Source organism: Candidatus Limimorpha avicola (assembly GCF_056978975.1).
The window spans coordinates 1-25932 of record NZ_DBMCYK010000018.1 but is presented as its reverse complement, the minus strand read 5'-3'; the positions used below and the strand labels follow the sequence as shown (position 1 = coordinate 25932).

Below are 25932 nucleotides of genomic sequence, written 5' to 3'. Positions count from 1 at the left end.
TATGAAAGGGAAAGACAATGTCTTTCCCTGTTGTAAACAAATTAATTTTCAAAAATCTTGTCGCCGAGTTCATAGTTTTGCAAGAACTTCACGGATTTGGCTATCTCGGTGTACATTACTTTGTCAATTTTGACGAATTCTACTTCCTTGCGGTATTCTGCAACGAAGTTGTTTATGAACTCCGATGATTTGACCGGTTTTCTGAAATCGAGAGCCTGTGCTGCATTGAACAGTTCAATAGCGAGGATACGTTCGAGGTTGTTGGCTACACGCAATGCCTTTGTAGCAGCATTGGCACCCATGCTTACATGGTCTTCCTGACCTTGGGACGATTCTATGCTGTCCACGGAGGCGGGAGTACATAGCTGTTTGTTTTGGCTTACTATGGCAGCGGCAGCATATTGGGGTATCATGAAGCCGGAGTTGAGTCCGGGTTCAGCCACAAGGAATGACGGCAATCCGCGTTTGCCTGCTATGAGCTGATATGTCCTTCTCTCGCTGATGTTACCGAGTTCTGCCATGGCAATGGCAAGGAAGTCAAGACTGAGAGCAAGAGGCTGACCATGGAAGTTGCCTGCCGAGATGACGAGGTCTTCTTCCGGGAATATGGTAGGATTGTCAGTCACTGCATTGATCTCTTCGCCCAAGATGGTGCTTACATAATTGATGGCGTCTTTAGATGCGCCGTGAACCTGAGGGATACAGCGGAAAGAGTAGGGATCCTGTACGTGGTTCTTCTCTCGTGCTATCATCTCGCTGCCTTTCAAGAAGTTACGGTAACGCTCGGCTGTCACTATCTGACCTCTGTGATGTCTTATCTGATGGATTTGATCATAGAACGGTTCTATGCGACCGTCGAAAGCGTCAAGTGACACGGCTCCTATCATGTCGGCAAGATACGACAGACGCAATGCTTTCAACAGTACGTAAGTGCCGTATGAACTCATGAATTGAGTGCCGTTGAGCAGTGCGAGACCTTCTTTGGATTGTAGTGTGATAGGTTCCCAACCGAAGATCTTCATGATGTCGGCTGCAGGTCTTATCTCTCCTTTATAATGAACCTCTCCCAAGCCTAAAAGTGGCAGCATGAGGTTGGCAAGCGGTGCCAAGTCTCCTGATGCTCCAAGCGAGCCTTCGTCATAAACGACAGGCAAGACATCATTGTTGAAAAAGTCTATCAGTCGTTGTACAGTGATGACTTGCACTCCTGAGTTGCCGTATGAAAGACTTTGTACTTTCAACAGCAGCATGATGCGTATGATGTCTTTGGGTACGAGGTCGCCTGTACCGCAGGCATGCGACATTACGAGATTCTTTTGCAGTTTGCTTAAATCTTCCTTGGAAATGTTATGATCGCACAAAGAACCGAATCCTGTCGTCACACCATAGATGGGCGTTGACTGATTCTCCATCTTCTTGTCGAGGTAGTCACGGCAATGCTGAATGCGACGCACTGCATCATCAGACAAAGCTAACTTGTAATTCTCTTTAATTATACGATTTACCATTTCAAAGGTAAGAGTCTCTGCTGAAATATAATGTGTATTCATATCTGTTTTTTTATAATTTCTGTTAAGTCTTCTGATTTGATGCGTTCCTGACGACCTTCGTTCATACATTTTACAGTGAAGCAATGGTCATTCATTTCCTGTTCGCCTGCCATTATCACTATAGGAATGTTGCGTTGGTTTGCATATTTCATCTGTTTCTGTATCTTGGCGGCATCTGGATATATCTCAGCGTTGACACCTTCGCGGCGCAGTTGCTGAAGATATGGCAGACAGTACAATTCTTCGTTTTTGCCGAAGTTGAGAAATATCACTTCAGTGTTCTCAATATTTCTCTCAGGGAAAAGGTTCAACTCGTTAAGCACATCATAAATGCGGTCAGCGCCGAAACTGATACCTACGCCTGACACGTCCGGCAAACCGAAGATGCCTGTGAGGTTGTCGTAGCGTCCTCCACCCGAGATGCTTCCCATGCTGACATCTTTAGCCTTGACTTCAAAAATGGCTCCTGTATAATAGTTCAATCCTCTTGCCAAGGTAAGGTCTAATTCGTAATCTGTATGTAACTTCATGACATCCAAATAGTTGAATAGTGTCTCGATTTCTTCTATGCCTTTTTCTCCTGTTGGGATGCCTTGCATGAAAGGTTTCAACATGTCTATTTTCTGTCTTGAGTCACCTTGCATGAACAATACAGGTTCCAATCTATTGATGGCAGTTTCATCTAATCCACGTTGTGACAGTTCGTCTTTCACGGCGTCGATACCTATTTTGTCTAATTTGTCAATGGCAGTGGTGATATCTATCAACGCATCCGGTCGTCCAATATATTCTGCCAAGCCGGCTAATATCTTGCGATTATTGATTTTCAACAATACATTGATATTAAATGAATTGAAAACCTCGTCCACTATTTGTGCCAACTCTGCTTCGTTTAGTATGCTGTCACTGCCAATAATATCGACGTCACATTGGTAAAACTCACGATAACGTCCTTTTTGAGGGCGGTCGGCTCTCCAAACAGGCTGTATCTGATAACGTTTGAAGGGGAAAGTTATTTGGTCTCTGTATTGTACCACAAAACGCGCAAAAGGTACAGTTAGGTCGTATCTTAATCCTTTTTCACATATTTTATTGCTTATTTTCTCTGAAAGCAAAGGTTCACCGTTTTGTTCTACTCCCGACATGAAATCTCCGGAGTTCAAAATGCGAAACAGCAATTTGTCACCTTCTTCTCCGTATTTGCCCATAAGTGTTGACAGATTCTCCATGGAAGGAGTCTCAATAGGCTGAAAACCAAAACGCTTGAAGACGGTTTTTATAGTGTCGAAGATATAGTTGCGACGCATCATGACTTCCGGAAGAAAATCACGCGTGCCTTTGGGTATTGACGGTTTTTGTGCCATTGATGCTATTTTTTATTCTGCAAAGGTAGTAATAATATCATTTGTTATGAAATTTATTCTTCAAGTTTTTAAAACATTATCTTAATTTTTAAAATATATATTAACAATAATTTGACATGACATTTTTACAGATATGACATTTTGTTATAATATAATGGTATGGTACGGTTTTTGTAAGTTGATTTTTGAAAAGGTAAGATATATCAGAGACTTTTAATGAAAAAACTATAGAAAGGTTCTGTTTTTTGGGTCTAAAGTATATCTTCCTTATGGCAAATGATAATGAGTTTTTATATAAAGTATTGTTAATATATTGATTATGCGACAAGGAATGAGATTGGTAAGGAATATTAATAACAAAGTCATTGCGGGAGTATGTTCCGGCTTGGCTGATTATTTTGGAATAGATGTTGCTTTGATGCGAGCAATTTTTTTAGCTGCATTTTTTTGTGGCAGTTTTGGTTTCTGGCTGTATATAATATTGTGGATAGTGTTGCCTAAGGCGTATATAATATATTAAATATCAAAGATATGGAACAAGGTAAAAGATTGCAGAGAAATTATTACAACAAAGTCATTGCGGGAGTATGTTCCGGTTTGGCTGATTATTTCGGAATAGATGTTGCTCTGATGCGAGTGTTGTTTGTAGTGGCGTTTCTATGTGGCAGTTTCGGTTTTTGGCTTTATATCATATTATGGATAGTGCTGCCTGCAAAACGAATTGATTATTATGGCAGTGGAAATGAAAACAATATGACCGGTACATCTGAAGAGAATGACTCCTTTGATGAAAATCGTAGCAACACCCTTTTGGTGTCTTTCAGTATTCTGTTGATAGTCATAGGTATAGTGCTGCTGTTGAACAATTTTGTACATATAACATGGCTATGGAAACTTTGGCCTGCCGCTCTTATCATAATAGGTGTTATTTTAATAATTAATTCTCAAAATAAACGTGGTGAACAATAATAACATTAAAAAAGGTTTTAATTCCGGTGTGTTGCTTATTGCAATAGGTGTCGTGGGTTTGTTTTTTACCCTGTCGGACATACCGGTGGTATTTTCACTGATGTGGAAGTTTTGGCCTGTCTTGCTCTTGATAATTGGAGTCCTCTTCCTTCCTGTCAAGTCATTGATTAAGATAATATTCCTGTCAGTTACCATAATAGTTGCATGTATCATTTATGCTGTTGAGGTGAAGGATTATACACATAGTTATAGTTATGATAATTATAACGACAATTCTTATGATAATATCGGAGATGATGTAAATACGCAGTTGTTTTCCGAACCATACAGTCATGATGTCGATTATGCCGAAGTGAATGTAGAGTACGGAGCCGGAAAAATGTTTATGAAGAAACCTTGTGAAGATTTGATAGAGTCATGTAATGGAAGTAATGTGTTGCGTCAGACTTTTGAAGTGCGTTATGATGACGATAAGGTGAAGGTTGACATTGAAATGGAGCCTGGATTGAAAATAAATTACAATAACAAAAAATATTCTTTGACATACAACGATGATGCGAAAGATAACAGCTATTCGCTGGCGCTCAACGAGAATCCTGTGTGGGATCTGGAATTTGATGTGGGAATGGTGGATATGGATTTCGACTTTTCCGATTATAAAGTGTCCAAAATAGATATTAATGGCGGATTATCTAAGATAGACATTAAATTAGGTGATAAATGGGATCACACGTATGTGGAAATAGATGCCGATGCCTCTGATATTGTATTAAGAATACCTAAGGATTCCGGCTGTTCCATAGATATGGATTCTGCTTTTACGAACAAGAATCTGGAAGGATTCAACAAGGTGGAACGAAATATGTATCAAAGCGGTAATTATGCATATTCTGATAATAAGGTTTTTATAGACATTGAATCAGGATTGTCGAATATAACAGTATTGCGTTATTGATTGACATTATGTCAGTCTGTAGTATGTTTTGTAAAATGACTGTCACATTGCGTCGTGACATTTTCTGAGTTAAAGTATTGATGTTTGTTTTATTAGTTGTTATTTTATCTTATTTTAATGTGAAATAATGCTGTGATAAATGTTATATGTCATGCATAACACATGTTGGCATGAGTTTTGACATATTTTTCTAAGGAGGTGTTTATTTATGGAATATAAAGATTATTATAAAGTTTTGGGTGTCGAACGAGGTGCGACGCAAGATGCTATAAAAAAAGCATATCGAAAATTGGCTGTTAAATATCATCCCGACAAAAATCCTGGAAACAAGGAGGCAGAAGAGAAGTTTAAAGAGATATCGGAGGCTTATCAGGTGCTGGGAAATGCAGATTCAAGAAAGAAATATGATGAACTCGGCGCCAATTGGAAACAATATGAGAATGCCGGTTTTGGTAATGGAGGTTATAAAGGCAGCGAAGGTTTCGAGGGCTTTTCGGGAAGCGGATTTTCAGACTTTTTCAATATGTTTTTCGGCGGCAATGGAATGAATTTCGACATAGGGGATATTTTTACTAATGGTAGAAGAACACGTGCTGTCAAAGGTCAAGATGTCAAGGCTTCTTTGACGATGACATTGTTGGAGGCATATAATGGTACACAACGTATGCTTGATATAGGCGGTAATACTATCAAGATAAGCATTAAACCAGGTGTGCGAGACGGACAAATGTTGCGTGTAAAAGGTAAAGGCGGCAAAGGTATCAACGGAGGAGAGAACGGAGATTTGCTTATCAAGATAGTGATTTTACAAGACCCTGTTTATCAACGTGATGGTGATGACCTTATTCGCAATGTCAACATTGACGTATATACAGCCATACTTGGAGGCAAGATAGAGATCGAGACAATGAAAGGTGTTGTTAGCGTGCCTGTGAAACCGTTGACACAGAATAACAGAGTGTTGAGACTAAAGGGTATGGGAATGCCTCATTATAACAAAGAAGGCAGTGGGGCACTCTTGCTTAAAACACAATTGACGCTGCCTAATCATTTTTCTGACAGGGAAATAGAACTTATCAGACAGGCGAAAGAATCAAAATAATGGTAATTTCCATTGTTTTTGTTGTTATATCATTATCATTTTCAGAAAAGATGTCAATATTTTTAACATGATATTGACATCTTTTTTTGTTCTTTGACAATTTTTGTTTCATGATGATGTTAATAATTATGAATTGATATTTTTTAAGGTAAATGCAGTTTTTGTTTTAGAATATTTTTGTAAATTTGCTTTCTAAAATTTATTCAGTCAGTATAACCGTATTTGGATATGTATAATATGTTTTTTTGCAAGAAGATTGTTGTTTTTGTTTTGATATTATTTGTCAATATTTTAGCTTTCGGTCAATCAGATAATTCACTTAAAGGGTTCGTTTATGAGAAAAGTACCGGTGAGCCTGTCATGTTTTGCAATGTATATCTTAAAGGTACTACTTATGGATGTTCGACAGATATAAACGGGTATTTCAGTATCACTAAAATACCGGACGGGAAATATGATGTTATCGTGACGTTTTTGGGTTATGATACTATAAAAGACCCTGTTGAGTTGAGAAATAATGTCGTTATCAACAAAAAGTACATGCTTACTGAGTCGAGTGTTCAGTTGGAAGCTGTCAGTGTGACAGCTGAAAAGATAGAGGCGCGTACTGAGACAAAGACTTCCGTAGTCAATATTACTCCCAAGACAATTACAAAGATACCTACTGTTGGTGGACAAGCAGACCTTGCGCAATATTTGCAGGTGTTGCCCGGTGTGGTGTTTACCGGAGACCAGGGAGGACAGTTGTATATCAGAGGCGGTTCTCCTATACAAAATAAGGTGTTGCTCGACGGTATGATAGTTTACAATCCGTTCCATTCCATCGGGTTGTTTTCTGTTTTCGATACCGATATCATCAGAAATGCTGAAATATATACAGGAGGCTTCGGTTCGGAATATGGAGGAAGAGTGTCATCAGTTATGGATATCACTACTCGTGACGGCAATAAAAAACGTATATCCGGGAAAATAGGTGCTACTACTTTCGGGTCAAAAGTTATGGTTGAAGGTCCTCTTAAAAAAGCTAAAGACCTTGATGATACAAGTATATCATTCATACTTTCTGCTAAAAATTCATATCTTGAACAGACAAGTAAATCCATTTATAAGGGTATCTTGGACGGTGAAGTGTTACCTTATAATTATCAAGACGTTTATGGCAAGGTTTCTTTAAATACTTCCAATGGAAGTAAAATAAACTTGTTCGGTTTCAACTTCAAAGATAATGTTAATAATTATAAGTCCATATCCGATTTCGGATGGACTTCATACGGTGGAGGTACCAATTTTGTTATTATACCTGGCAAGTCTCCGGTACTTGTAGAAGGTAATATAGCATATTCCAATTATGATGCGGTAATGAGAGAGACCAATAACCCTGACAGGTCGAGTTCCATAGATGGTTTCAATGCAGGATTTAACTTTACCTATTTTCTTGGAAGACATACACTTAAGTATGGTATAGAAATGCTTGGTTTTAAAACCGTTTTCGATTATACCAAGACCAACGGAATACATCTCAATTACACTGACAACACTACTGAACTTGGTATTTATGCCAAATTCAGGATGCAATTTGACAAACTCATCCTCGAACCGGGTATGCGTGTTCATTGGTATGCTTCTCTTGCAGAGATATCGCCTGAACCTCGTCTGTCATTGAAATATAATGTCAATGACTGGTTCCGTATCAAAGCTGCCGGTGGTTTCTATTCCCAGAATCTTATTGCTGCCAATAGTGATCGTGACGTAGTGAACCTTTTCTATGGTTTCTTGTCAGGACAAGATAATATTCCTTCTACTTTTGACGGTAAAGAGGTAAAATCGAAACTGCAAAAAGCTATTCACTATATTTTGGGAACAGAGTTTGACGTTATGCAAAATATTTCTCTCAACATAGAGGGATATTATAAAGATTTCCGACAGTTGACGAATATGAATAGAAATCAATTGTATGCAGAGAATGATGCTCCTGCCGGTACGGAAGAGATATTGAAAAAAGATTTTATGATAGAGGACGGAGCTGCATACGGTGTGGATTTTTCTTTGAAATATGAAGACTTCAGATGGTACATTTGGACTGCCTACTCTTTGGCCTATGTAAATAAAAATTATGAGGATAAAGGTCATGAGATGATAAACTACCGTACTCACTATGACAGACGTCATAATGTAAATGTTATAGTGACATATTCCGCAGGACCGAGAAGACAATGGGAGTTCAGTGGTCGCTGGAATTTCGGTACGGGATTCCCGTTTACACAGCTTGGCGGTTTCTATGAACATTATCAGTTTGAAAATATGAATGACAATTTCTTGTTATCAAGCGGAGACCTCGGGTTAATTTACAGTGATCTTAACGGAGGACAGTTACCTACTTACCATCGTCTTGATATAGATGTGAAACGTAAGTTCTATTTTACCGAGAATATCTTGCTCGAAGCTGATTTTAGTATTACTAATGTTTATAACAGAAATAATATATTCTATATTGATTTACTTACCGGCGAAGAGATTTATCAGTTACCTCTGATGCCGAGCTTTGGTTTAACATTATCTTTCTGATATGAATCAACCTTTGGTGAAAAGAATACCTCACGAGATGACAATACATGGACATACTCGTGTTGATGATTATTATTGGCTTAATCAGCGTGATAATCAAGATGTTATTGATTATCTTAAGGCGGAAAATGCTTACGCCGATGCTATGATGCAACATATTGGACCTCTGCGTAAGTCATTGTACGATGAGATTGTAGGCAGAATAAAACAAGAAGATATGTCGGTGCCGGTTATGAAAAACGGCTATTATTATTATGTGCGTTATGAGGAAGGTAAGGAATATCCTCTGTATTGCAGGCGCAAAGACAATATGGATAATGAAGAAGAGGTGCTTATCGATGGTAATGCTATGTCTGAAGGACATGCTTTCTTCGATATAGGAAGTTACGTCATCAGTCCGGACAATAAGTTGATAGCATACAGCATAGATACTGTCAGTAGAAGACAGTATCACATATTTATCAAAGAGATAGCTACCGGAAAAATATTTGAAGAAGATATTGCGGATACTTCCGGCAATATGGTATGGGCAAATGACAACAGAACCTTGTTTTACAGCGTTAAGGACGAGTCATTGCGTTCATGTCGAGTGATGCGTCATCTTCTTGATACCGACACATCGCATGATGTGGAGGTGTATTATGAGGATGATGCCACATATTATACTTTTGTGTCTAAAACCAAGTCGGGTAAATATATAATTATCAACAGTGAGAGTACCATGTCTTCGGAAAGTCGTTTTATCGATGCCGACACTCCTGATGTTGAATTCAAACTGTTTCAGAAAAGGCAACCTGATATGTTGTATGGTATAGGACACTATGGAGATAAGTTTTATATTCATACCAATGCTGACGGTGCTAGTAATTTCAAGATGATGAAGACTTCAATAGATGCTACAGAGATGTGTAACTGGGAAGAAGTGATACCTCATCGTGATGATGTGTTGTTGGAAAATTTCAGTCTCTTTTCTGATTATGTTGTCCTTGAAGAACGTTATAAAGGCTTGCTGCAACTGCGCATAGTGTCGTGGGACGGCAAGGAAGATTATTATTTGGATTTCGGAGAGCCGGCATATACTGCAGAGACGGCTTCAAATCCGGAGTTCGACACTCATTTGCTGCGTTATGTATATACTTCGATGAAGACACCGGATACCGTATTCCAATATGATATGAAGAATAAGACAAAAGAGATATTGAAACAGAAGACAGTGATGGGTGGATATGATGCCTCTCAATATGTGACGGAGCGCTTTTTTGTTCCTTCTCATGACGGTGTCGAGGTCCCGGTTTCCATGGTTTATAAGAGAGACTTGAGAAAAAATGAGGGTAATCCGTTAGTATTATATGGTTATGGTTCTTATGGAAACAGTCTTGATGCTTATTTTTCTGTGGCACGATTAAGCATGTTGGATCGTGGTTTCATTTGGGCTATCGCTCATGTAAGAGGCGGGGAAGAGATGGGACGAAAATGGTATGAAGATGGTAAATTGCTTAAAAAGAAGAATACTTTTCTTGATTTTATCTCTTGTGGGAAATATCTCGTAGAGCATGGTTATACCTCGTATGACAAGATGTTTGCCATGGGTGGCAGTGCTGGAGGTCTGCTCGTGGGTGCTGTTGCCAATATGGCACCTCAGATGTGGCGCGGCATTATTGCACAGGTTCCTTTTGTCGATGTTCTTACTACAATGTTGGATGAGTCTATTCCTCTTACTACCGGAGAATATAATGAATGGGGAAACCCCAATGAAAAGGTTTATTACGATTATATGCTTTCATATTCACCATACGACAATGTGGAATATAAGGACTATCCAGCCATGTTGGTAACTACCGGATTACATGACAGTCAGGTACAGTATTGGGAACCAGCCAAGTGGGTCGCTAAGTTGAGGACACATAAGACAGACAAAAATGATTTGTTTCTTATAACAGAGATGGAATATGGTCATGGAGGCGCTTCGGGTCGTTTTGAGGCTTATAAGGAAGTGGCAATGGAATATGCTTTTATGTTAGACCAATTAGGTATTGATAGATAAAATATCATTTTTAATTTAGGGGCATATCAAACAAATCTGATATACCCCTACATTTAAACTTGCTTTATTTGTTATCAGTGATGGGAGATAGAAGATAATAACCCCATGGTTCCATTGATAATCTTTTGTTTATGGTGATGATTTTGTCTGTAAACAGGTTTTTATAATTGCCTTTCAGGTTGATGTCAAGTTCTAATGTTTTATCGCTTAAATTGGCTATCGTTATCACGCAGTTCTCACCTTTTGTACGCTCAAATGCCAATACCTTGTTAGGATGATTGGTGATGAATGTCTTAACTTTTCCGCCATTGTTGCCATTGGCGAGGGCGGGATTGGAATGCTTTATTGCATTGAGTTTACGGTAAAACGTACTGTATTTTGGATTGTCAATCCATTGTATGCTGTCTTTTTCAAAGAATTTCAGACGTCTTGCGAGACCTATTTCTTGTCCGTTATACATCATTGGTATTCCGGGTAAACTGTAGGTAAGCACAGCGAATGCTTCTACTCCGTCTCCAAGTCGTTCTATTTCAGAGCCGTTCCAGGCATTTTCATCATGATTGGAAGTGAATAACATTTTGTATGCTCTCTTTTCGAAGTTGTGCATGTTGGTACCTATGTAATTGGCAAGGTCTTTGGCATCTCTCTTGCCTTTTGCAATGTCATTCATCAGATGATGCATCACCCAACCGTAGTTGGCATCGAAGGCTTTGTATGTAAGAGTGCTGTCTTGTTCGTCTTCTGCCAACATGAAAAGCGGCTTGACGCTGTCAAGAGCAGCAGTGGCTTCTTCCCAAAAAGAAGTGGGCACCATACCTGCCATGTCGCATCTGAAACCGTCGATATCAAAATTAGTAACCCAATATTTCATGTCATTGATCATGCGTTGTCTGAGTTCGGCATTGTCGTAGTTAAGTTCTACGACGTCTGTCCAGTCTTCCGGTATTACGAGGTCTCCGTATATGTCATATTCATACCAGTCGGGATATTGGCTGAGATAAATATTGTCCGGTGAAGTATGGTTGGCAACCCAGTCCAGGATGACTTTCATGCCTAAGTTGTGTGCCTTGTCGATGAAGTTTTTTAGATCCTTGGCATTGCCGAGTTCAGGGTTGATTTCAGTATAGTTTTTTACAGCGTAAGGACTTCCGAGACTGCCTTTGCGGTTGACTTCTCCAATGGGATAAATAGGCATGAGCCATATTATGTCAATACCTAAATTCTTTAATCGTGGAAGATGTTCCGCTGCTGCGTTGAAAGTGCCTTTCTTTGTGAACTGACGTACATTCATCTCGTAAAGTACCGCGTTCTCTGTCCATGATGGTGGAGCGTCTATGATGGTGGCACTGCTGTTTGTTTCTGTTCCCGTATTGCAACTTGAAATGGCGAGAAGAATTGAAATTAAGATAATAGGTGATTTTTTCATGATATTATTATTGTAATTCAAGTATTAATGCGTTGTGAGGTTTTATTGTGACAGGATTTTTAATATCATATCTTTTATTTGTTATTATGTCTTTACCTGTATGATAATGACGTAATATCTCGTTATAACGTTCTGTGTCTATAGTCATCTCATCATCGTTATTGTTGAGGATCACCATGACGGCGTCGTTGTCGTTATATCTGAAGTAGGTATATATTCCGTCATGAGGTATGAAATGCAGCAGTTTTCCGTTTTGCAAAACATCAGAATTTTTGCGATAGTTAAGCAATGTTTTCATATAGTTGCGAGCCTCGTATGCCATGACGCTGTCAACATCATCTGTTATTGTGTTGAAATCTTGTCTCATTTTGCCATGACCATTCCATTCGAAGCCGGTGTTCAACAATTCTGTACCCATCCAAATCTGTGGTATTCCTCTTGTCGTCAAAAGAAAGGCAGTTGCCATTTTCCATTTGTCGAAGTCTTTGTTTATAAGTGAAAATATCCTGCTTAAGTCATGGTTGTCCATAAAAATCAAGATGTTATTAGGATTTGGATATGCGAAATCCTGGCTGAGTGATTCATAAAGTGCAGCCATGCCGCTGTCCCAGCCTTCATCAGTGGTGAAGGCCTTGACAATAGCACTTTGTAAAGGGAAATCCATAACAAAGTCGAGATTACTGTCATTGCCATAGAAGTCGTTATCCTGCCAGAAGGCTACTTGTGTCTTGTTGTTGAGCCATGCCTCACCTACTATGCTGAGATTGGGATATTCTTCTTTCATACGCAGCATCCACTGTTTCATGAATGCTTCGTCAGAATACGGGTAGGTATCCATACGTATGCCATCGAGGTCGGCATATTCTACCCACCATATTGCATTTTGAATCAAATAATTGGCAACTAAAGGATTCTCCTGGTTAAGGTCAGGCATGCTTGTGTCGAACCATCCTTTTGTCATAATATCCTTGTCGTATTGGGAACTGTATGGGTCACTGATGACAGAACCACGGTAATTGGAGCGTGTAAAGTTGTCCCATCTGTTGATCCAACTGCTGTCCGGCAGTTCCTCATACCATCGGTGTCCTTTACCAAAATGATTGAAAACCATATCTTTGATGACTTTAATGCCTTTCCGGTGGGCTTGGTTTACCATTTCTTTATATAATGTATTGTCACCAAAACGCGGGTCAATATTGTAAAAATCGGTGATGGCATAGCCGTGATAAGAATAAGCATCGTTGTTATTCTCGAGAACGGGATTTAGCCATAAAGCTGTGTATCCCATGTCGTTGAAATAATTCATGCTGTCTATGATACCTTGTATGTCGCCTCCATGACGACCGTCAGGGTCAAGGAGATTTGTTTTCTCTTTCATTCTTATGATATTGTCATTTTTTTTATTCCCATTGACAAAACGGTCCGGCATGAGAAGGTATATCACGTCAGAAGTGTCGAACCCTTGTCGTTCTGAAGACATCGGTTTGCGTTCTTGAAGAATATATGGCACTTTGTATGTTTTGCCTTTTTTTGTGAAGATGAAATCGAGAGTGTCGGCTTGCGCACTTTCATCTATGACAATATCTATAAAGAGATAGTTCGGATTGCTTGTCTTGATAATATCTTTTATTGTTACAGAGTTGCTGTTACATTTCACCTCATAGCTGCTTATGTCTTTACCATAAATCATGAGCTGCAATTCCGGATTTTTCATTCCTACCCACCAGGAAGGAGGTTCTATGATAATGTCTATGTTTTTGCAGTTTGTTTTATTGAGACATATTATCGTCAGTAATATTAATAGGTATATACGCATCATTGGTTTTTTGAAAACAGAGGTAAATCATGGAAATATATTGCAGCTTCGCGAAGTACGTTATCATAACTGTCGGAACTGTGAATAACATTATGAATGGAATCTGTGCTGTATCTTTTACGATATTTATCTTTGATGTCATTGACAGCTTCTATTGCAGTATCTCTGTCACTGAAGGGCGACAATACTGCCATGCCTATGCTGTCGTCGCTACTCATATAATGTATAAGTTCATCAAAAAAATCCTTATTTTTGTGCATCACATACAATTCCTTAGCTTCATCCAAGGTGAGTCTTTTGCGCTCTGCTTCAATTATTGTGAAGTCGCGCATGCGAAGTTCTTTTGCAATTTCATCATAATGTTCGAGAAAATGAGGTTTGATGATGATAAATCCATCATAATAAATCTGTCTATAGTCCCGGCTTTTATCTTTGGTTGTTAATAATGTGTCGTTCATGTTTTTTCTTAATAAACATTTCAAACACTTAAATGTTTGATGTTTTTTCTTTTTGAAGGAGTTTTATTTGTAAAATTTGAATAATAATAAGGTTAAAAGTGTGAAATAATCGATTTTTTTTGGTACTTTTACATTTTAAATTTGTTACACAATAAAAAACATGAATATTTATCAGCTTTTTCCTCGTGTTTTCGGAAACAAGAATGATAATACTGTCTTTGACGGGGACAAAGATAAGAACGGATGCGGCACTTTTGCCGATATTGACGATACAGCCATTGAGGCTCTTAAGTCATTGGGAATAACGCATATATGGCTTACCGGCGTATTGCGTCATGCTTCGCTGACAGCATATCCTGAGCTTGGTATTAATGCCACACATCGGCAAATAACCAAGGGTAAAGCAGGATCTCCATACGCCATAGTGGACTATTATGACATAGACCCGGACCTCGCCATTGACCCTGATAAGAGAATGAAAGAGTTTGAGGAATTAGTGCGACGTATTCATGATCATGGTCTTAAAGTGATTATCGATTTTGTTCCAAATCATCTTGCGCGTGAATATAAGTCTATTTGTCGCCCGGCGTATGTAGAGGATTTTGGTGCTCATGACAATGTCATGGTGTCCTTTTCTACTAATAACAACTTCTATTATTGCCCTCAGCAGAAGTTTGTTTTGCCGTATGGTGTTGCATCTGATGTTTCCGACTATCAGGAATATCCTGCCAAGGCTTCCGGTAATGATGTGTTTGTTCCAACTCCATCTGTCAACGACTGGTATGATACTGTGAAGTTGAATTATGGTATTGATTATAGTGAGGGCAGGACTTATTTTGAAGATATTCCGGATACGTGGCATAAAATGTTGCATGTGTTGCGTTTTTGGTGTGGCAAGGATATTGACGGCTTTCGTGTCGATATGGCAGAAATGGTGCCTGTCGAGTTTTGGGCCTGGGTGTTGGATAATATTCATAGAGAATATGATGTGGTGATGATAGCTGAGATTTACCGTCCCGACTTGTATCGTCGTTATTTGGATGCCGGTTTCGATTATCTTTATGATAAAGTCGGATTGTACAATACTTTGGAGAACATTTGTCGTCACAAACAAAGAGCGGATAGTATTACGGATACGTGGAAGGTGCTAAACGGTTTGGACGACAGGATGTTGCGTTTTATGGAGAATCATGATGAACAGCGAGTGGCTTCTGAACATTATTATGGTGATTCTTTCAAGGCTCTGCCTGCTGTGACAGTGTCGGCGTTGATGAATAGAGGTCCTTTTATGATATATGATGGACAGGAGAGCGGAGAGGATGCCCGCGGCTCAAACGGGTTTAGCGGAGATGATGGCAGAACGTCGATATTTGACTATGTCACAATGCCAAAACATCAGCGTTGGATGAATAATGGGGCTTTCGACGGAGGCGGATTTGACAAACAACAGAAAAAGTTGTATGAATTTTACAAACGATTGCTTAATTTGCGTCTTGACAGCGATGCCATACGTCGTGGAGAGTTTTACGACCTTATGTGGGCTAATCCATGGTATTCTGACTTCGACCCGCAATTTGTATATGCTTTTTTGCGTTATTATAATAATGACAGGCTTCTTGTCGTCGTTAATTTCAATGACAAGGAGTGTCGAGATGTGAAAGTGAAGATCCCTTCTGATGCCTTGTCATTGATGAAGGTAGATGTGAACAGCAGGTGGATATTGTATGATGTCTTTAATGATTGTAAAATTGATGTTGATATTCATACTGTTGATGATGAAGGAGTACCTTTATTACTTGAACCTTCTGATGTCAAGGTTATGTCGTTGAGAGAATTTTATAAAAAATGATGTTGTAGTTGTTAAAATAGCAAGGTATGTTGGATATAGTAAAACAAGATGCATGGTTGGAGCCTGTGGCGCAGGCTGTCCGGGAACGCTATGAACGTTATCAGCGTCGTTATGACGGATTGGTACAGCAGTATGGCAGTCTTGCAAACTTCGCTACTGCGCATAAGTTTTTCGGATTCAATTACGATAAAATGCGGCATGGATGGTGGTATAGAGAGTTTGCTCCTGCAGCATCTTATTTATCTTTGACAGGCGATTTTAACGGGTGGCAACGTTATGATCATCCTCTCGAAAATGTTGGCAATGGTATCTGGGAATTGTTTCTTCCTGATGCTCAGTATGCCGGACGTCTCGTTCACGGCAGTCTTTTGAAAGTCATAGTGCAGTCGAGTATTGGAGAAATGGAACGAATCCCCACATACATAAGAAGAGCAGTACAAGACCCTGTTACTCATGATTTTACAGGTCAGTTTTGGAATCCTCCACACCCTTATGTCTTTAAATATGATAGCCCTTCCAATAAAAAAGATCCTCTTTTTATTTATGAGGCCCATGTTGGCATGGCTCAGGAAAAAGAAGGCGTCGGAACTTATGATGAGTTCAGAATCAATGTGTTGCCTCGTATTAAAGAAGATGGATACAATGCTTTGCAATTGATGGCAATAGCGGAACATCCTTATTATGGCTCTTTCGGTTATCATGTATCCAATTTCTTTGCCCCGAGTTCTCGTTTCGGTACCCCGGAAGAACTTAAAATGTTGATTGATGAAGCTCATCATCTCGGTATCAAGGTTATTATGGATTTGGTACATTCTCATACGGTGAAGAATACAAGAGAGGGTATCAATCTGTTTGATGGTACGGATTATCAATATTTTAAGACGGGAAAAGAAGGCTATCACCCTCTATGGGACTCAAGACTGTTCGATTATGGCAAAGAAGATACTTTGCGTTTTCTGTTGTCAAATGTCCGTTATTGGTTGGAAGATTTCAACTTTGACGGTTTTCGGTTTGATGGTGTGACTTCCATGTTATATCTTGACCATGGTATGGGAGTCGTTTTCGATGACCCATGGAAATATTTTGGCAATAATGTGGATAAGGATGCCGTGGTATATTTGCAATTGGCAAATGTGTTGACTCATGGGCTGAAACATGATGCCGTGACTGTTGCGGAAGATGTCAGTGGCATGCCGGGATTATGTGCAGACGTGAAAAGCGGAGGCATCGATTTTGATTACAGACTCGGCATGGGGTTGCCTGATTTTTGGATTAAAGTGCTGAAAGACTATACTGATGAACAATGGAATATGGGAGAGTTTTTCCATGTGATGAACGACAGGCTGCCTAATACGAAGACAGTGGCGTACTGTGAGTCTCACGACCAAGCTCTTGTGGGTGATAAGACCTTGGCTTTCAGACTTATGGATAAGGAGATGTATGATTTTATGGATTTGAAATCACAAAACATCATCATAGACCGTGGTATGGCTCTTCATAAAATGATACGTTTTCTGACAATAACTGTTGGTGGTGAGGCATGGCTTAATTTTATGGGTAACGAGTTCGGTCATCCGGAATGGATAGATTTTCCTCGTCCGGAAAACAACCTCAGTTATCATTATGCACGCCGTCAGTGGTCTCTTGTCGATGCCGATTATCTCAGATATCATTTCCTTAACGACTTTGACAAGGCAATGCTCGCTTTTGTTAAACGGTATAAATTGATGTCTTCCCAAATGGCTTGGCTCTTAAATGCTGATGAGGACAATAAAACATTGGTATATGAACGCAACAGACTCGTTTTTGTGTTTAATTGGGGAGTGAAATCCATTCCGGATTATGAAATCAACGTGAAGGAAACAGGCGATTACCGTATGATTTTTACTACCGATGACGTTGAATTCGGTGGATTTGGCAATATTTCCCATGATGTGTTGTTCCCTACTGAAAGACGGGAGGACCACGTTATAATGAAGATTTATAATGTAAGCCGTACTGCTGCGGTGTATGAGAAGATTTAAAAAATGATGTTTTTATTTTGAAAAATATTACTTTGTTTTTTTGCACGCTTTTTGATAGTTACAATTATGGAAATAAATAAATAAAAAGGAGGATATTATGAAGACATTGAAAATAATGGTTTTGGCAATGACTCTTGTTTTTTCTGTAGGTCTAAAGGCACAGACCGATATTCAATATTATGAACCGGAATTGCTGATGGTGTCACAACCCACCATGCAATATTATTCTAATATGGATACAGACTTCCTGAGATTGTATTTTGATGTGCAGAATATTGGTTCTGATACATACAAAGGAGATTTTATGATATTGCTTGAACCGGATACGGAATATTATTATGCTGTAAAAAGAATAAAAGTCAAGGCCGGAAGCATCAAGAGAATAAAAATCGATATAGATTTGAGGAATGTGTATTATGATAATTATTATACCGTGATGCCGATATATGAATATATGGGTGAATGGTATCCGTTGACCATGTATGAGGATTTTGAACCTCTCGTGATATGTGTCAATAATCCGCCTTCAGTGACATATATCGTAAAATCTGCTCCTCCGGTGCCAACTTATTATCATATTGATGTGCGTCTTCACAGACCTCCTTACTATGGTTATTATAACACTTACGGATATGTGACAGCGGGATATGCACGTCCTTATGGTGTGATAATTCAAGGTGGTCCGCAATATCAGTCAAATGTCAGACCTCATAATAACACTTTAACGAGACCTTCATCTTCAAGTGGAGGTGTTCATGTAAACAATACTTTGCCATCATCGGCAGGTTCTCAAATTAGGAACAGACGCCCGGCAACATCAGTGAATAATGTGTCATCGGCAAGACCTTCAGTCAACAGTCGTTCTGAGAGGAAAACAACAACATCGTCAAGTCGTCCTACGACATCTTCAAATACTTCGAGTGCTACAACGACAAATCGCTCTACCACAACGACAACTACAATAAATTCCGGGACAAGAACAAATACGACAAATCGGGCGACAACGATAAACAGTGGTACGAATAATAACTCTACGCCAAGAGTTAACAATAATGCAAACAATTCAAGCTCTAACAATACAAGAAATAACAGATCTTCAAGTGTAAAAGTCAAAAAAAATACAACTAACACTTCTACTTCGTCATCATCGGGAAGAAGAAAATAATAGTATCCTTAATGGGTTTTGTTATTTGTCAATAAGGACGTATCATTATGATTATTTGATACGTCCTTGTCGGTTTGGTGAGTTTAAGTTGACGAAAATCAAAATTGGTTTATTAAACCTTGTTAGATGTCGTATGGTTATTTAAATGTTGTTGTGACAATTTGTATTTTATACTCATTCTAAATATGACAGTGTTTTTAAGATAAGATAATGATTTGGAAATTTTTTATTAAATGTAAAAATAGATATAAAAGCTGATGATATGTTTAGTTTTGATGATATATTGTTGTGGATGTTTAAAAAATATATATTTTTGCAGCATCAAAGGCGGAAATGATGAACTTTGAAAAATCTGTCTTATAAAAAATGACTGTTAATTAAAATTATTATTAATCAATTAAAATTCAACATTATGATGAAAAAATTATTTTTTACTATGGTTTTTGTAGCTGCAGCATTTTTCTGCAACGCCCAACTTTTTGTAGGTGGTAATATTGGATTGGGAACAACCGCAAATAAAGTTACTATGGGTTCTGAAACTAATGAAGGTCCCAAAAGTTTTACTTTCTATTTTAACCCAAGTGTCGGTTATATGTTTAATGATAATATAGGTGCCGGTATTGTATTGGGTTTTTCAACAACAACTGTTAAGGAGAAAGAATTGAATGAGGAATTAAAGGGAACATTGAATTCATTTAGTGTGTCTCCATATTTCCGTTATGTTTTCGCTAATTTTGGCGATATCGATTTGTATGCGGATGCTATGTTTACATATTCGTATGCTAAAACAAAAGGTACTGCTGCTAATACAACAGTCGATATTAACAAGACCAATATTTGGGGTATTTCTGTTGTACCGGGTATTTCATATTCTTTGACAGACAATATTTTGTTCTACAGTAATCTCAACCTCCTTCAATTAGGTTATCAATCTATAAAGGAAACAGAGTTTGGTGATGTTACTGATTTAGATGTTGAAACGATTGACAACAATTTCTATTTTGGAGTTAACAATAATTCACCTATTACATTGGGTATTATTTATGTGTTTTAATAATATTTGATTTTTTAAGTATAATGAGTGTGTCGTATTTTGTTTGGCACACTTTTTTTATAATATTAAAGGAAGTAGTTACTTATCAAAGAGTGTTTTTAGATATGTTTTTTGATGCATATAAAATAACAGTTGGATTATTTGTCCAACTGTTATTTTTTAAATTGTCAACTGTTGCAGCCGCCGTCACAACAACAGCCACAATCGTTGTTGTCTTCGGTATCGCAACAGCTGCCGTGGCAATGCCCACAGCCGCAATCTATGTCTGAAGCATCGCGAACCTCAAGAATCTTTCCTGTAAAATATAGTAGCACTCCCGCCAATTCATGGTTGAAATCGACAGTGACAGTAGAGTCGTGAATCTCTTTCACAATGCCGGGGAAAGGTTGAGAACCGTCGCCGGAACTGAACCAAACTTGTGCTCCTTCTTTGCATAATTCGGTATTCAATACTCCGTTGTTCATAAAAATCTCTTTGTTGACATCCATAAGTCTGGTCTCGTCAAATTCGCCATATCCTTCTTTGGGAGTAAGAGGGAAGCTGAATGTGTCGCCGGGCTCGAGATCCATGAGGTTTTCTTCAAATTTTGGAAGCAACATGCCCTTGCCCAAAATGGCATCAAAAGGCTTGTCTTCTTTGACTTCCTGTATAATCTCTCCGTTTTCATTCTCACGACGCAAGATATACGTCATGGTGACCAATGTGTTTTTTGCTATCTTCATTATTCAATATTTATGTTGTAATTTAAAACGATTCAAATGTCAGTATGTTCCGAATATCTTTCGCAAGAGCCATTCTGTCGTAAGCAAAATCAAGATGATAAAGAAAATACCTTTCAATTGTATTAAATCATCATAACGAGTCTCTTGTCTTGATATTGATGTAATCCTTTTGTCATGATTGAGGTCTTCGAATAAAGAATCCATGTCGTTGAGCAAATATGCTTTAGCACCGGTATGTTCAGCAATGAGTGACATTCTGTCGTGGTTGGCAGTAACGTCTTGAGCCTCGATGCTCGTTGCGACGACTTCAAAATTGCCTTGAGCTTTGTATTGTATGTTGCCCGAAGTGGCTTGTGCAATATAAGAATACGTGCCTTCCGGCAAGATGCCGGCATTTAGAATATATCTGTTTTCATCTTTAGAGAAAATAAAGTCGAAAGTTTCTTTAGTGTGTTTGTTGAACATACGTATCATCAGTTCCGGCTCGTTGGTGAGTTCTCCGGTTGGATTCAACATTTCTGCGGTAAAACGTATCTTTTCGTTGTTTTGATAACTTTCCTTGTGGAAAATGTCCAGTTCTTTGTCTTTGTCAATAATCAGATAACGCACTGTTTTACTGATTAATTCGTCAAATCCGGAATGATTGTCGTTTTTGAAATAATCATACAATCTCCATTGCCATATTCCTGTACCAAAAAGAAAAGCTGTCTTTCTTCCTTCAAGGTCGGTGGTAAATGTCAAAAGAGGAAATTGGGTTTGCATGTCACCAATATTTGCCAAAATAAGATCTTCTCGTCCCATGTTGAATGACATTTCAGTATGTTGTACAGCAAGGGGTGGAAATGTTGTTATCTGTTCTTTCAATTTACTTTCTGTATTGAAAAGAGCGAAATTGTTGTTGTAGCGTGCTTTGACTTCCAGAACAGACTGAACAGCTCCTTTTTTCAGACATACGGCATTTTGAATCTTGTTAAGTTCTTCATAATCAGTATTTTTACCTATTATTGTCAAGATAGGAAGTTTTTTATTGTCATCCAATATGTGTTTCAATGATTCGAAAGACACCATGGATGTATATGGTATCTGATGCAATATCAAGAGGTTATAATCCGACAGGTTTTTTATGTCGTTTACATCGAAGATAATTTGCATGTCGAAATTATCACCAAGTGTGCTTTTTATTGCTGCAATATCAGGATGAGGGGCTTGAGCAAGACACAGTATTTTGTATTTGCGATCCAAGACATCGACAAAGAAACGTCGTCTGTTGTTTTTTGTCTGTATTTCATTTTTCAGCCCGTCAACAAAAACCTCAATCTGCATACTCCCTTCATAATAAGCCTGCAACATGAAGTCTATGGTTTGGGAAAATCTGTCGGAATTGATCGTAATGTTCCTGCTGTCAACTATCTCATTGTTGACTTTGATGCCAACGTTCATTGTTTCGTTCCTGCAGTTTACGGCATTGACTGTAGCTCTGATTGGGAAAGACATTCCTGAAGAAACTGTTTTATTGTATCTCACGTCATTTACGAGAAAATCCGGGTGTCTCGTAGTATCACCGAGAGTCACGGCATAAATAGGGAATGGATAGTTTTCAGTACGCAATTCAGGTGCTATTCCTCTATTGTAAATGCCATCAGACAATAGTAATACGGCTCCGACATTTTTTTTCGAATAAAGACGTCGTATCCTTTCAAAAGCATAATCGATGTCAGTATAATTCTCTTCAAAATTGATGCTGTCACCTTCTGTTAAAGACTCACCTATGAGGTATATGTCAACGTTATAATCCTCTAATAGTCTGTCTTTCAAATTATTAAATAACTCAGGATATTCGTTTGCGAAAAATGAAGAGTCACTGCCGGAAACCAACGAAGCGCTGTTGTCTTGCAATACAACCAATATGGGGTCTTCTGTGATACTCGTCTTTTGTTTAATGATAGGATTGAAAAACAGTAGTACAAGCAATGCTGTCGCCAATGTCCTTAGTAAAAACAACAATACTGCAAGTTTTATACTGTATTGACGTTTTTTGTCGAACAGATAAAGCAACGAGGCATAAATGACACCTATTAATAAAGCGATAACTATCAACCACATATTATCGATGAGTTCTCTTGCTTCGGATAGTCAGAATATCGACTGAAATATATGAAGATTTCAAAAAATCCGATGATTTTATTTTGCTTGCAAAGATAATAATTTTCTTTCTTGTTTTGGAATGAATCAAAATAAAATGTTTATCTTTGTAAAAGATTTTTTAAGATTTTTTAACAAAAATCAATACAATGATAACAAAATCTGGTATTTTTTCGTTTAGAGAATTGAAAAGAAGTTTTTTATATTTTGAGTAAATTGATTATCAATATTATATGTAATTATCTTTGGTTTTATGAATAATGTTGAATTTGAACAAGAGGTTAACAGATGTGTGGATTATCTTAAGCAAGGCAAGGTGATTTTGTATCCCACCGATACTATTTGGGGATTAGGTTGCGATGCTACTAACAGTAAGGCTGTGGAACGGCTTTTTAGGATAAAAAACCGTCCTTTAGGTAAAGGGCTTATAATACTTGTTGACAGCATTGAAAGGATATCCGACTATGTGGTGAATATGCCTGCGGTTGCAAGAGACCTTATTGCTGCTGCTCATAATCCTTTAAGTATAATATATTCTGAATCAAAGGGATTAGCGAAAAATATTTCGGCAGACGGTACTGTTTGTGTCAGAGTGACATCAAATGAGTTGTGTAAAGAGGTTATAAAAAAATTTGGTCGTCCTATAACTTCCACATCGGCAAATATCAGTGGGGATCCTTCTCCAATGTATTATGGTGAAATTTCTGATAATGTCAAACAATTAGTTGATTATGAAGTGCTTTTGTTTCATGATGTACTTACAAAACCAAAGCCTTCCACTATAATAAGACTGTTTGAAGATAATACTTTTAAGGTTATAAGGTCATGATTTACTGAACAGATGTTTTTTTAGTTTGTTATTGAATAAATAATTGTATATGAGATATTTAAGATTTAGTGTTTTAGCTTGTCTGATTTTTTCGTTTTGTTGTGGTGCAGTAGCACAAAACAATATTTCTGTCAATGAAAAGGAGACTTTACAGAAACTTGGCACCACCTTATATATTATCGATAATTTCTATGTTGACAGTTCGGATTTGAGGAAAGTTACAGAAGATGCCATTGTGGGAATGTTGAAAGATTTAGACCCGCATTCAGCTTATATTTCCAAGGAGGATGTTGAGAAAGCCAATGAAAAACTTGTTGGCAGTTTTGAAGGTATTGGAGTCACTTTTCAGTTGTTGCGTGATACAATACTCGTGGTGTCTCCGGTATCAGGAGGACCTTCTGAGAAAGTCGGCATCATGGCTGGTGACAAAATTGTTAAAATAGATGGGGAGAGTTCTGTCGGCAAGAAAGTTGATAACGATTATGTTACCAAACGTTTGAGAGGTAAGAAGGGTTCTAAAGTACTTCTTACAGTCAAGAGAGGTAATGAGAAAGAACTTATTGATTTTGAGGTTATCAGAGATAAAATACCTTTGAATAGCATAGATGCGGCGTTTATGTTGGACAAAAATGTAGGATATATCAGACTTGACAGATTTGCCAAGTCATCGGCTGATGAGTTCAAGGCTTCTTTGGAAAAACTCAAGAAACAGAATATGAAATCTTTAGTGTTCGATTTGAGAGGAAATTCCGGCGGTTATCTCAACATTGCCGTCGATTTATGTAATGAGTTCATCGATAAGGATAAAGTAGTTGTATATACAGAAGGATTGCATTCTCCTAAAATGGTTGAGAAAACTAAAGGCAACGGCAATTTTGTAAATGGAGGTCTTGTGGTGCTTATAGACGAGGGATCTGCTTCGGCGAGTGAGATAGTGTCCGGAGCGGTGCAGGACTGGGACAGAGGCGTGCTTATCGGTCGCCGTTCCTTTGGTAAAGGCTTGGTACAGAGACCTTTCATGCTGCCTGATGGTTCTTTGATTCGTCTTACAACAGCTCGTTATCATACTCCTACCGGCAGATGTATCCAACGCTCGTATGATAATGGCACAGATGATTATTACAAAGAACTGACTAAACGATACAATCATGGAGAGTACTATCATGCCGACAGCATACAGTTCCCTGATTCTCTTAAATATGCAACGATGAAAAACGGTAGGACTGTTTATGGCGGAGGCGGTATCATGCCCGATATTTTCATACCTGTCGATACAACGTTTTCATCGAGGTTATATACTGATGTCCTTAGGAAGGGTGTCATGAATCGTTATGTTATGGATTATGTCTTGGAAAACCGAGACGCAGTCAAAGAAAAATATCCTGTGTTTAAATCCTACAACGACAGCTTTGAAATTACAGATTCCATGATAGATGATTTGCGGACATTGGCAGAAAAAGAAGGCGTGACATGGGATGAGGAACAGTACAAACGTTCGGAAAAGTTGTTGAAAATGCAGATTAAAGCATTGATAGCCAGAAATATATGGGATATCGAGAATTATTATCAAGTAACTATGCGTGAGGATGATGCCGTAAAAAAAGCTCTTGAAGTTCTTCACAATAAAAAAATGTATAATGACATTTTGAATGGTAAATAATGATAATTATCCGACTTTCAAATATCAGCCTCTTTGACAATAATGTTGAAGAGGCTTTGTTTATGTTGTCATGGGATTGAGAGATATGAAAAAGTTGTACGTTTAATATTATTGTGAATAAAAAGTTTTAAAAAAACTATAGATTCAAGATAGAAGTGCAACCATCCTCCTCCGTCCTTGGAGCGTAGCGGAAAGGGAGGAGGAGGATGGCAAGCAACTCAGAAGGGTCATTCAGCAA

General features: G+C 38.2%; 19 protein-coding genes. 12 read left to right on the top strand and 7 right to left on the bottom strand.

The genetic code is table 11. The features are described from left to right. Nucleotides 1-41: 41 nt before the first annotated feature. Together hutH and hisS are read right to left on the bottom strand one after the other, a co-directional pair. Nucleotides 42-1550: a histidine ammonia-lyase gene (gene hutH, locus ACZOVS_RS08310; RefSeq protein ID WP_483996765.1), complete on the bottom strand. Its 1509-nt coding sequence runs from the start codon at nucleotides 1548-1550 to the stop codon at nucleotides 42-44. Next, nucleotides 1547-2914, bottom strand: coding sequence for a histidine--tRNA ligase (gene hisS, locus ACZOVS_RS08305; protein ID WP_483996764.1), 1368 nt, complete (start codon nucleotides 2912-2914; stop codon nucleotides 1547-1549). Before hisS ends, hutH begins: the two co-directional genes overlap by 4 nt. Nucleotides 2915-3233: 319 nt before the next feature. Between hisS and ACZOVS_RS08300 the strand changes: the two genes are divergently transcribed. The 6 genes from ACZOVS_RS08300 (at nucleotide 3234) to ACZOVS_RS08275 (ending at nucleotide 10549) form a co-directional block, all read left to right on the top strand. Continuing rightward, entirely contained in the window at nucleotides 3234-3434 is a 201-nt protein-coding gene (locus tag ACZOVS_RS08300; RefSeq protein ID WP_483996763.1) for a PspC domain-containing protein, read from the top strand. A gap of 11 nt (nucleotides 3435-3445) precedes the next feature. Then, on the top strand, nucleotides 3446-3883 hold the full coding sequence (locus ACZOVS_RS08295; RefSeq protein WP_483996762.1) for a PspC domain-containing protein: 438 nt from the start codon (nucleotides 3446-3448) through the stop codon (nucleotides 3881-3883). Continuing rightward, nucleotides 3873-4838 carry a LiaF transmembrane domain-containing protein gene (locus tag ACZOVS_RS08290; protein ID WP_483996761.1) on the top strand — a complete coding sequence of 322 codons (966 nt, stop codon included), beginning with the start codon at nucleotides 3873-3875 and terminating at the stop codon, nucleotides 4836-4838. Before ACZOVS_RS08295 ends, ACZOVS_RS08290 begins: the two co-directional genes overlap by 11 nt. Before the next feature lie 208 nt (nucleotides 4839-5046). Continuing rightward, complete coding sequence (locus tag ACZOVS_RS08285) at nucleotides 5047-5940, top strand: DnaJ C-terminal domain-containing protein (protein WP_483996760.1); 894 nt, start codon at nucleotides 5047-5049, stop codon at nucleotides 5938-5940. Between the two features lie 228 nt (nucleotides 5941-6168). Further along, on the top strand, nucleotides 6169-8505 hold the full coding sequence (locus ACZOVS_RS08280; RefSeq protein ID WP_483996759.1) for a TonB-dependent receptor: 2337 nt from the start codon (nucleotides 6169-6171) through the stop codon (nucleotides 8503-8505). Between the two features lies 1 nt (nucleotide 8506). Next, a complete protein-coding gene (locus ACZOVS_RS08275; RefSeq protein WP_483996758.1) occupies nucleotides 8507-10549 on the top strand; it encodes a S9 family peptidase in 2043 nt (680 codons plus the stop codon). Between the two features lie 64 nt (nucleotides 10550-10613). Here ACZOVS_RS08275 and ACZOVS_RS08270 read toward each other — a convergent pair whose 3' ends face one another. The 3 genes from ACZOVS_RS08270 to ACZOVS_RS08260 are packed head-to-tail and all read right to left on the bottom strand — an operon-like array spanning nucleotide 10614 to nucleotide 14249. Continuing rightward, complete coding sequence (locus tag ACZOVS_RS08270) at nucleotides 10614-11975, bottom strand: alpha-amylase family glycosyl hydrolase (protein WP_483996757.1); 1362 nt, start codon at nucleotides 11973-11975, stop codon at nucleotides 10614-10616. Between the two features lie 7 nt (nucleotides 11976-11982). Beyond that, nucleotides 11983-13794 carry an alpha-amylase family glycosyl hydrolase gene (locus ACZOVS_RS08265; RefSeq protein ID WP_483996756.1) on the bottom strand — a complete coding sequence of 604 codons (1812 nt, stop codon included), beginning with the start codon at nucleotides 13792-13794 and terminating at the stop codon, nucleotides 11983-11985. Then, the gene (locus ACZOVS_RS08260; RefSeq protein WP_483996755.1) at nucleotides 13791-14249 is read right to left on the bottom strand and encodes a nucleoside-diphosphate kinase; all 459 of its coding nucleotides are present in this window, start codon (nucleotides 14247-14249) and stop codon (nucleotides 13791-13793) included. The genes ACZOVS_RS08265 and ACZOVS_RS08260 overlap by 4 nt, the downstream gene beginning before the upstream one ends. Nucleotides 14250-14409: 160 nt before the next feature. Between ACZOVS_RS08260 and ACZOVS_RS08255 the strand changes: the two genes are divergently transcribed. From ACZOVS_RS08255 to ACZOVS_RS08240, 4 genes are all read left to right on the top strand, one after another. Continuing rightward, nucleotides 14410-16098: an alpha-amylase family glycosyl hydrolase gene (locus ACZOVS_RS08255; protein WP_483996754.1), complete on the top strand. Its 1689-nt coding sequence runs from the start codon at nucleotides 14410-14412 to the stop codon at nucleotides 16096-16098. Nucleotides 16099-16124: 26 nt separating this feature from the next. Beyond that, complete coding sequence (locus tag ACZOVS_RS08250) at nucleotides 16125-18122, top strand: alpha-amylase family glycosyl hydrolase (RefSeq protein ID WP_483996753.1); 1998 nt, start codon at nucleotides 16125-16127, stop codon at nucleotides 18120-18122. A gap of 97 nt (nucleotides 18123-18219) precedes the next feature. Next, a complete protein-coding gene (locus tag ACZOVS_RS08245) occupies nucleotides 18220-19287 on the top strand; it encodes a hypothetical protein (RefSeq protein ID WP_483996752.1) in 1068 nt (355 codons plus the stop codon). A gap of 412 nt (nucleotides 19288-19699) precedes the next feature. Beyond that, a complete protein-coding gene (locus tag ACZOVS_RS08240; RefSeq protein ID WP_483996751.1) occupies nucleotides 19700-20341 on the top strand; it encodes an outer membrane beta-barrel protein in 642 nt (213 codons plus the stop codon). 167 nt (nucleotides 20342-20508) lie between these two features. On the opposite strand, the gene ACZOVS_RS08235 is transcribed toward ACZOVS_RS08240, so the two are convergent. Both ACZOVS_RS08235 and ACZOVS_RS08230 read right to left on the bottom strand, forming a co-directional pair. Beyond that, nucleotides 20509-21063, bottom strand: a complete 555-nt coding sequence (locus tag ACZOVS_RS08235; RefSeq protein WP_483996750.1) for an FKBP-type peptidyl-prolyl cis-trans isomerase — start codon at nucleotides 21061-21063, stop codon at nucleotides 20509-20511. A gap of 39 nt (nucleotides 21064-21102) precedes the next feature. Beyond that, nucleotides 21103-23166 carry a hypothetical protein gene (locus ACZOVS_RS08230; RefSeq protein WP_483996749.1) on the bottom strand — a complete coding sequence of 688 codons (2064 nt, stop codon included), beginning with the start codon at nucleotides 23164-23166 and terminating at the stop codon, nucleotides 21103-21105. Nucleotides 23167-23458: 292 nt separating this feature from the next. On the opposite strand from ACZOVS_RS08230, the gene ACZOVS_RS08225 reads away from it, so the two are divergent. Together ACZOVS_RS08225 and ACZOVS_RS08220 are read left to right on the top strand one after the other, a co-directional pair. Further along, complete coding sequence (locus ACZOVS_RS08225) at nucleotides 23459-24034, top strand: L-threonylcarbamoyladenylate synthase (protein WP_483996748.1); 576 nt, start codon at nucleotides 23459-23461, stop codon at nucleotides 24032-24034. Between the two features lie 49 nt (nucleotides 24035-24083). After that, a complete protein-coding gene (locus ACZOVS_RS08220) occupies nucleotides 24084-25694 on the top strand; it encodes a S41 family peptidase (RefSeq protein ID WP_483996747.1) in 1611 nt (536 codons plus the stop codon). Nucleotides 25695-25932 lie beyond the last annotated feature (238 nt).

Coding starts and splice junctions, on each gene's coding strand:
- hutH (WP_483996765.1), bottom strand. CDS start 1,550: ATGAATACACATTATATTTCAGCAGAGACTCTTACCTTTGAAATGGTA.
- hisS (WP_483996764.1), bottom strand. CDS start 2,914: ATGGCACAAAAACCGTCAATACCCAAAGGCACGCGTGATTTTCTTCCG.
- ACZOVS_RS08300 (WP_483996763.1), top strand. CDS start 3,234: ATGCGACAAGGAATGAGATTGGTAAGGAATATTAATAACAAAGTCATT.
- ACZOVS_RS08295 (WP_483996762.1), top strand. CDS start 3,446: ATGGAACAAGGTAAAAGATTGCAGAGAAATTATTACAACAAAGTCATT.
- ACZOVS_RS08285 (WP_483996760.1), top strand. CDS start 5,047: ATGGAATATAAAGATTATTATAAAGTTTTGGGTGTCGAACGAGGTGCG.
- ACZOVS_RS08280 (WP_483996759.1), top strand. CDS start 6,169: ATGTATAATATGTTTTTTTGCAAGAAGATTGTTGTTTTTGTTTTGATA.
- ACZOVS_RS08275 (WP_483996758.1), top strand. CDS start 8,507: ATGAATCAACCTTTGGTGAAAAGAATACCTCACGAGATGACAATACAT.
- ACZOVS_RS08270 (WP_483996757.1), bottom strand. CDS start 11,975: ATGAAAAAATCACCTATTATCTTAATTTCAATTCTTCTCGCCATTTCA.
- ACZOVS_RS08265 (WP_483996756.1), bottom strand. CDS start 13,794: ATGATGCGTATATACCTATTAATATTACTGACGATAATATGTCTCAAT.
- ACZOVS_RS08260 (WP_483996755.1), bottom strand. CDS start 14,249: ATGAACGACACATTATTAACAACCAAAGATAAAAGCCGGGACTATAGA.
- ACZOVS_RS08255 (WP_483996754.1), top strand. CDS start 14,410: ATGAATATTTATCAGCTTTTTCCTCGTGTTTTCGGAAACAAGAATGAT.
- ACZOVS_RS08250 (WP_483996753.1), top strand. CDS start 16,125: ATGTTGGATATAGTAAAACAAGATGCATGGTTGGAGCCTGTGGCGCAG.
- ACZOVS_RS08245 (WP_483996752.1), top strand. CDS start 18,220: ATGAAGACATTGAAAATAATGGTTTTGGCAATGACTCTTGTTTTTTCT.
- ACZOVS_RS08240 (WP_483996751.1), top strand. CDS start 19,700: ATGATGAAAAAATTATTTTTTACTATGGTTTTTGTAGCTGCAGCATTT.
- ACZOVS_RS08235 (WP_483996750.1), bottom strand. CDS start 21,063: ATGAAGATAGCAAAAAACACATTGGTCACCATGACGTATATCTTGCGT.
- ACZOVS_RS08230 (WP_483996749.1), bottom strand. CDS start 23,166: ATGTGGTTGATAGTTATCGCTTTATTAATAGGTGTCATTTATGCCTCG.
- ACZOVS_RS08225 (WP_483996748.1), top strand. CDS start 23,459: ATGAATAATGTTGAATTTGAACAAGAGGTTAACAGATGTGTGGATTAT.
- ACZOVS_RS08220 (WP_483996747.1), top strand. CDS start 24,084: ATGAGATATTTAAGATTTAGTGTTTTAGCTTGTCTGATTTTTTCGTTT.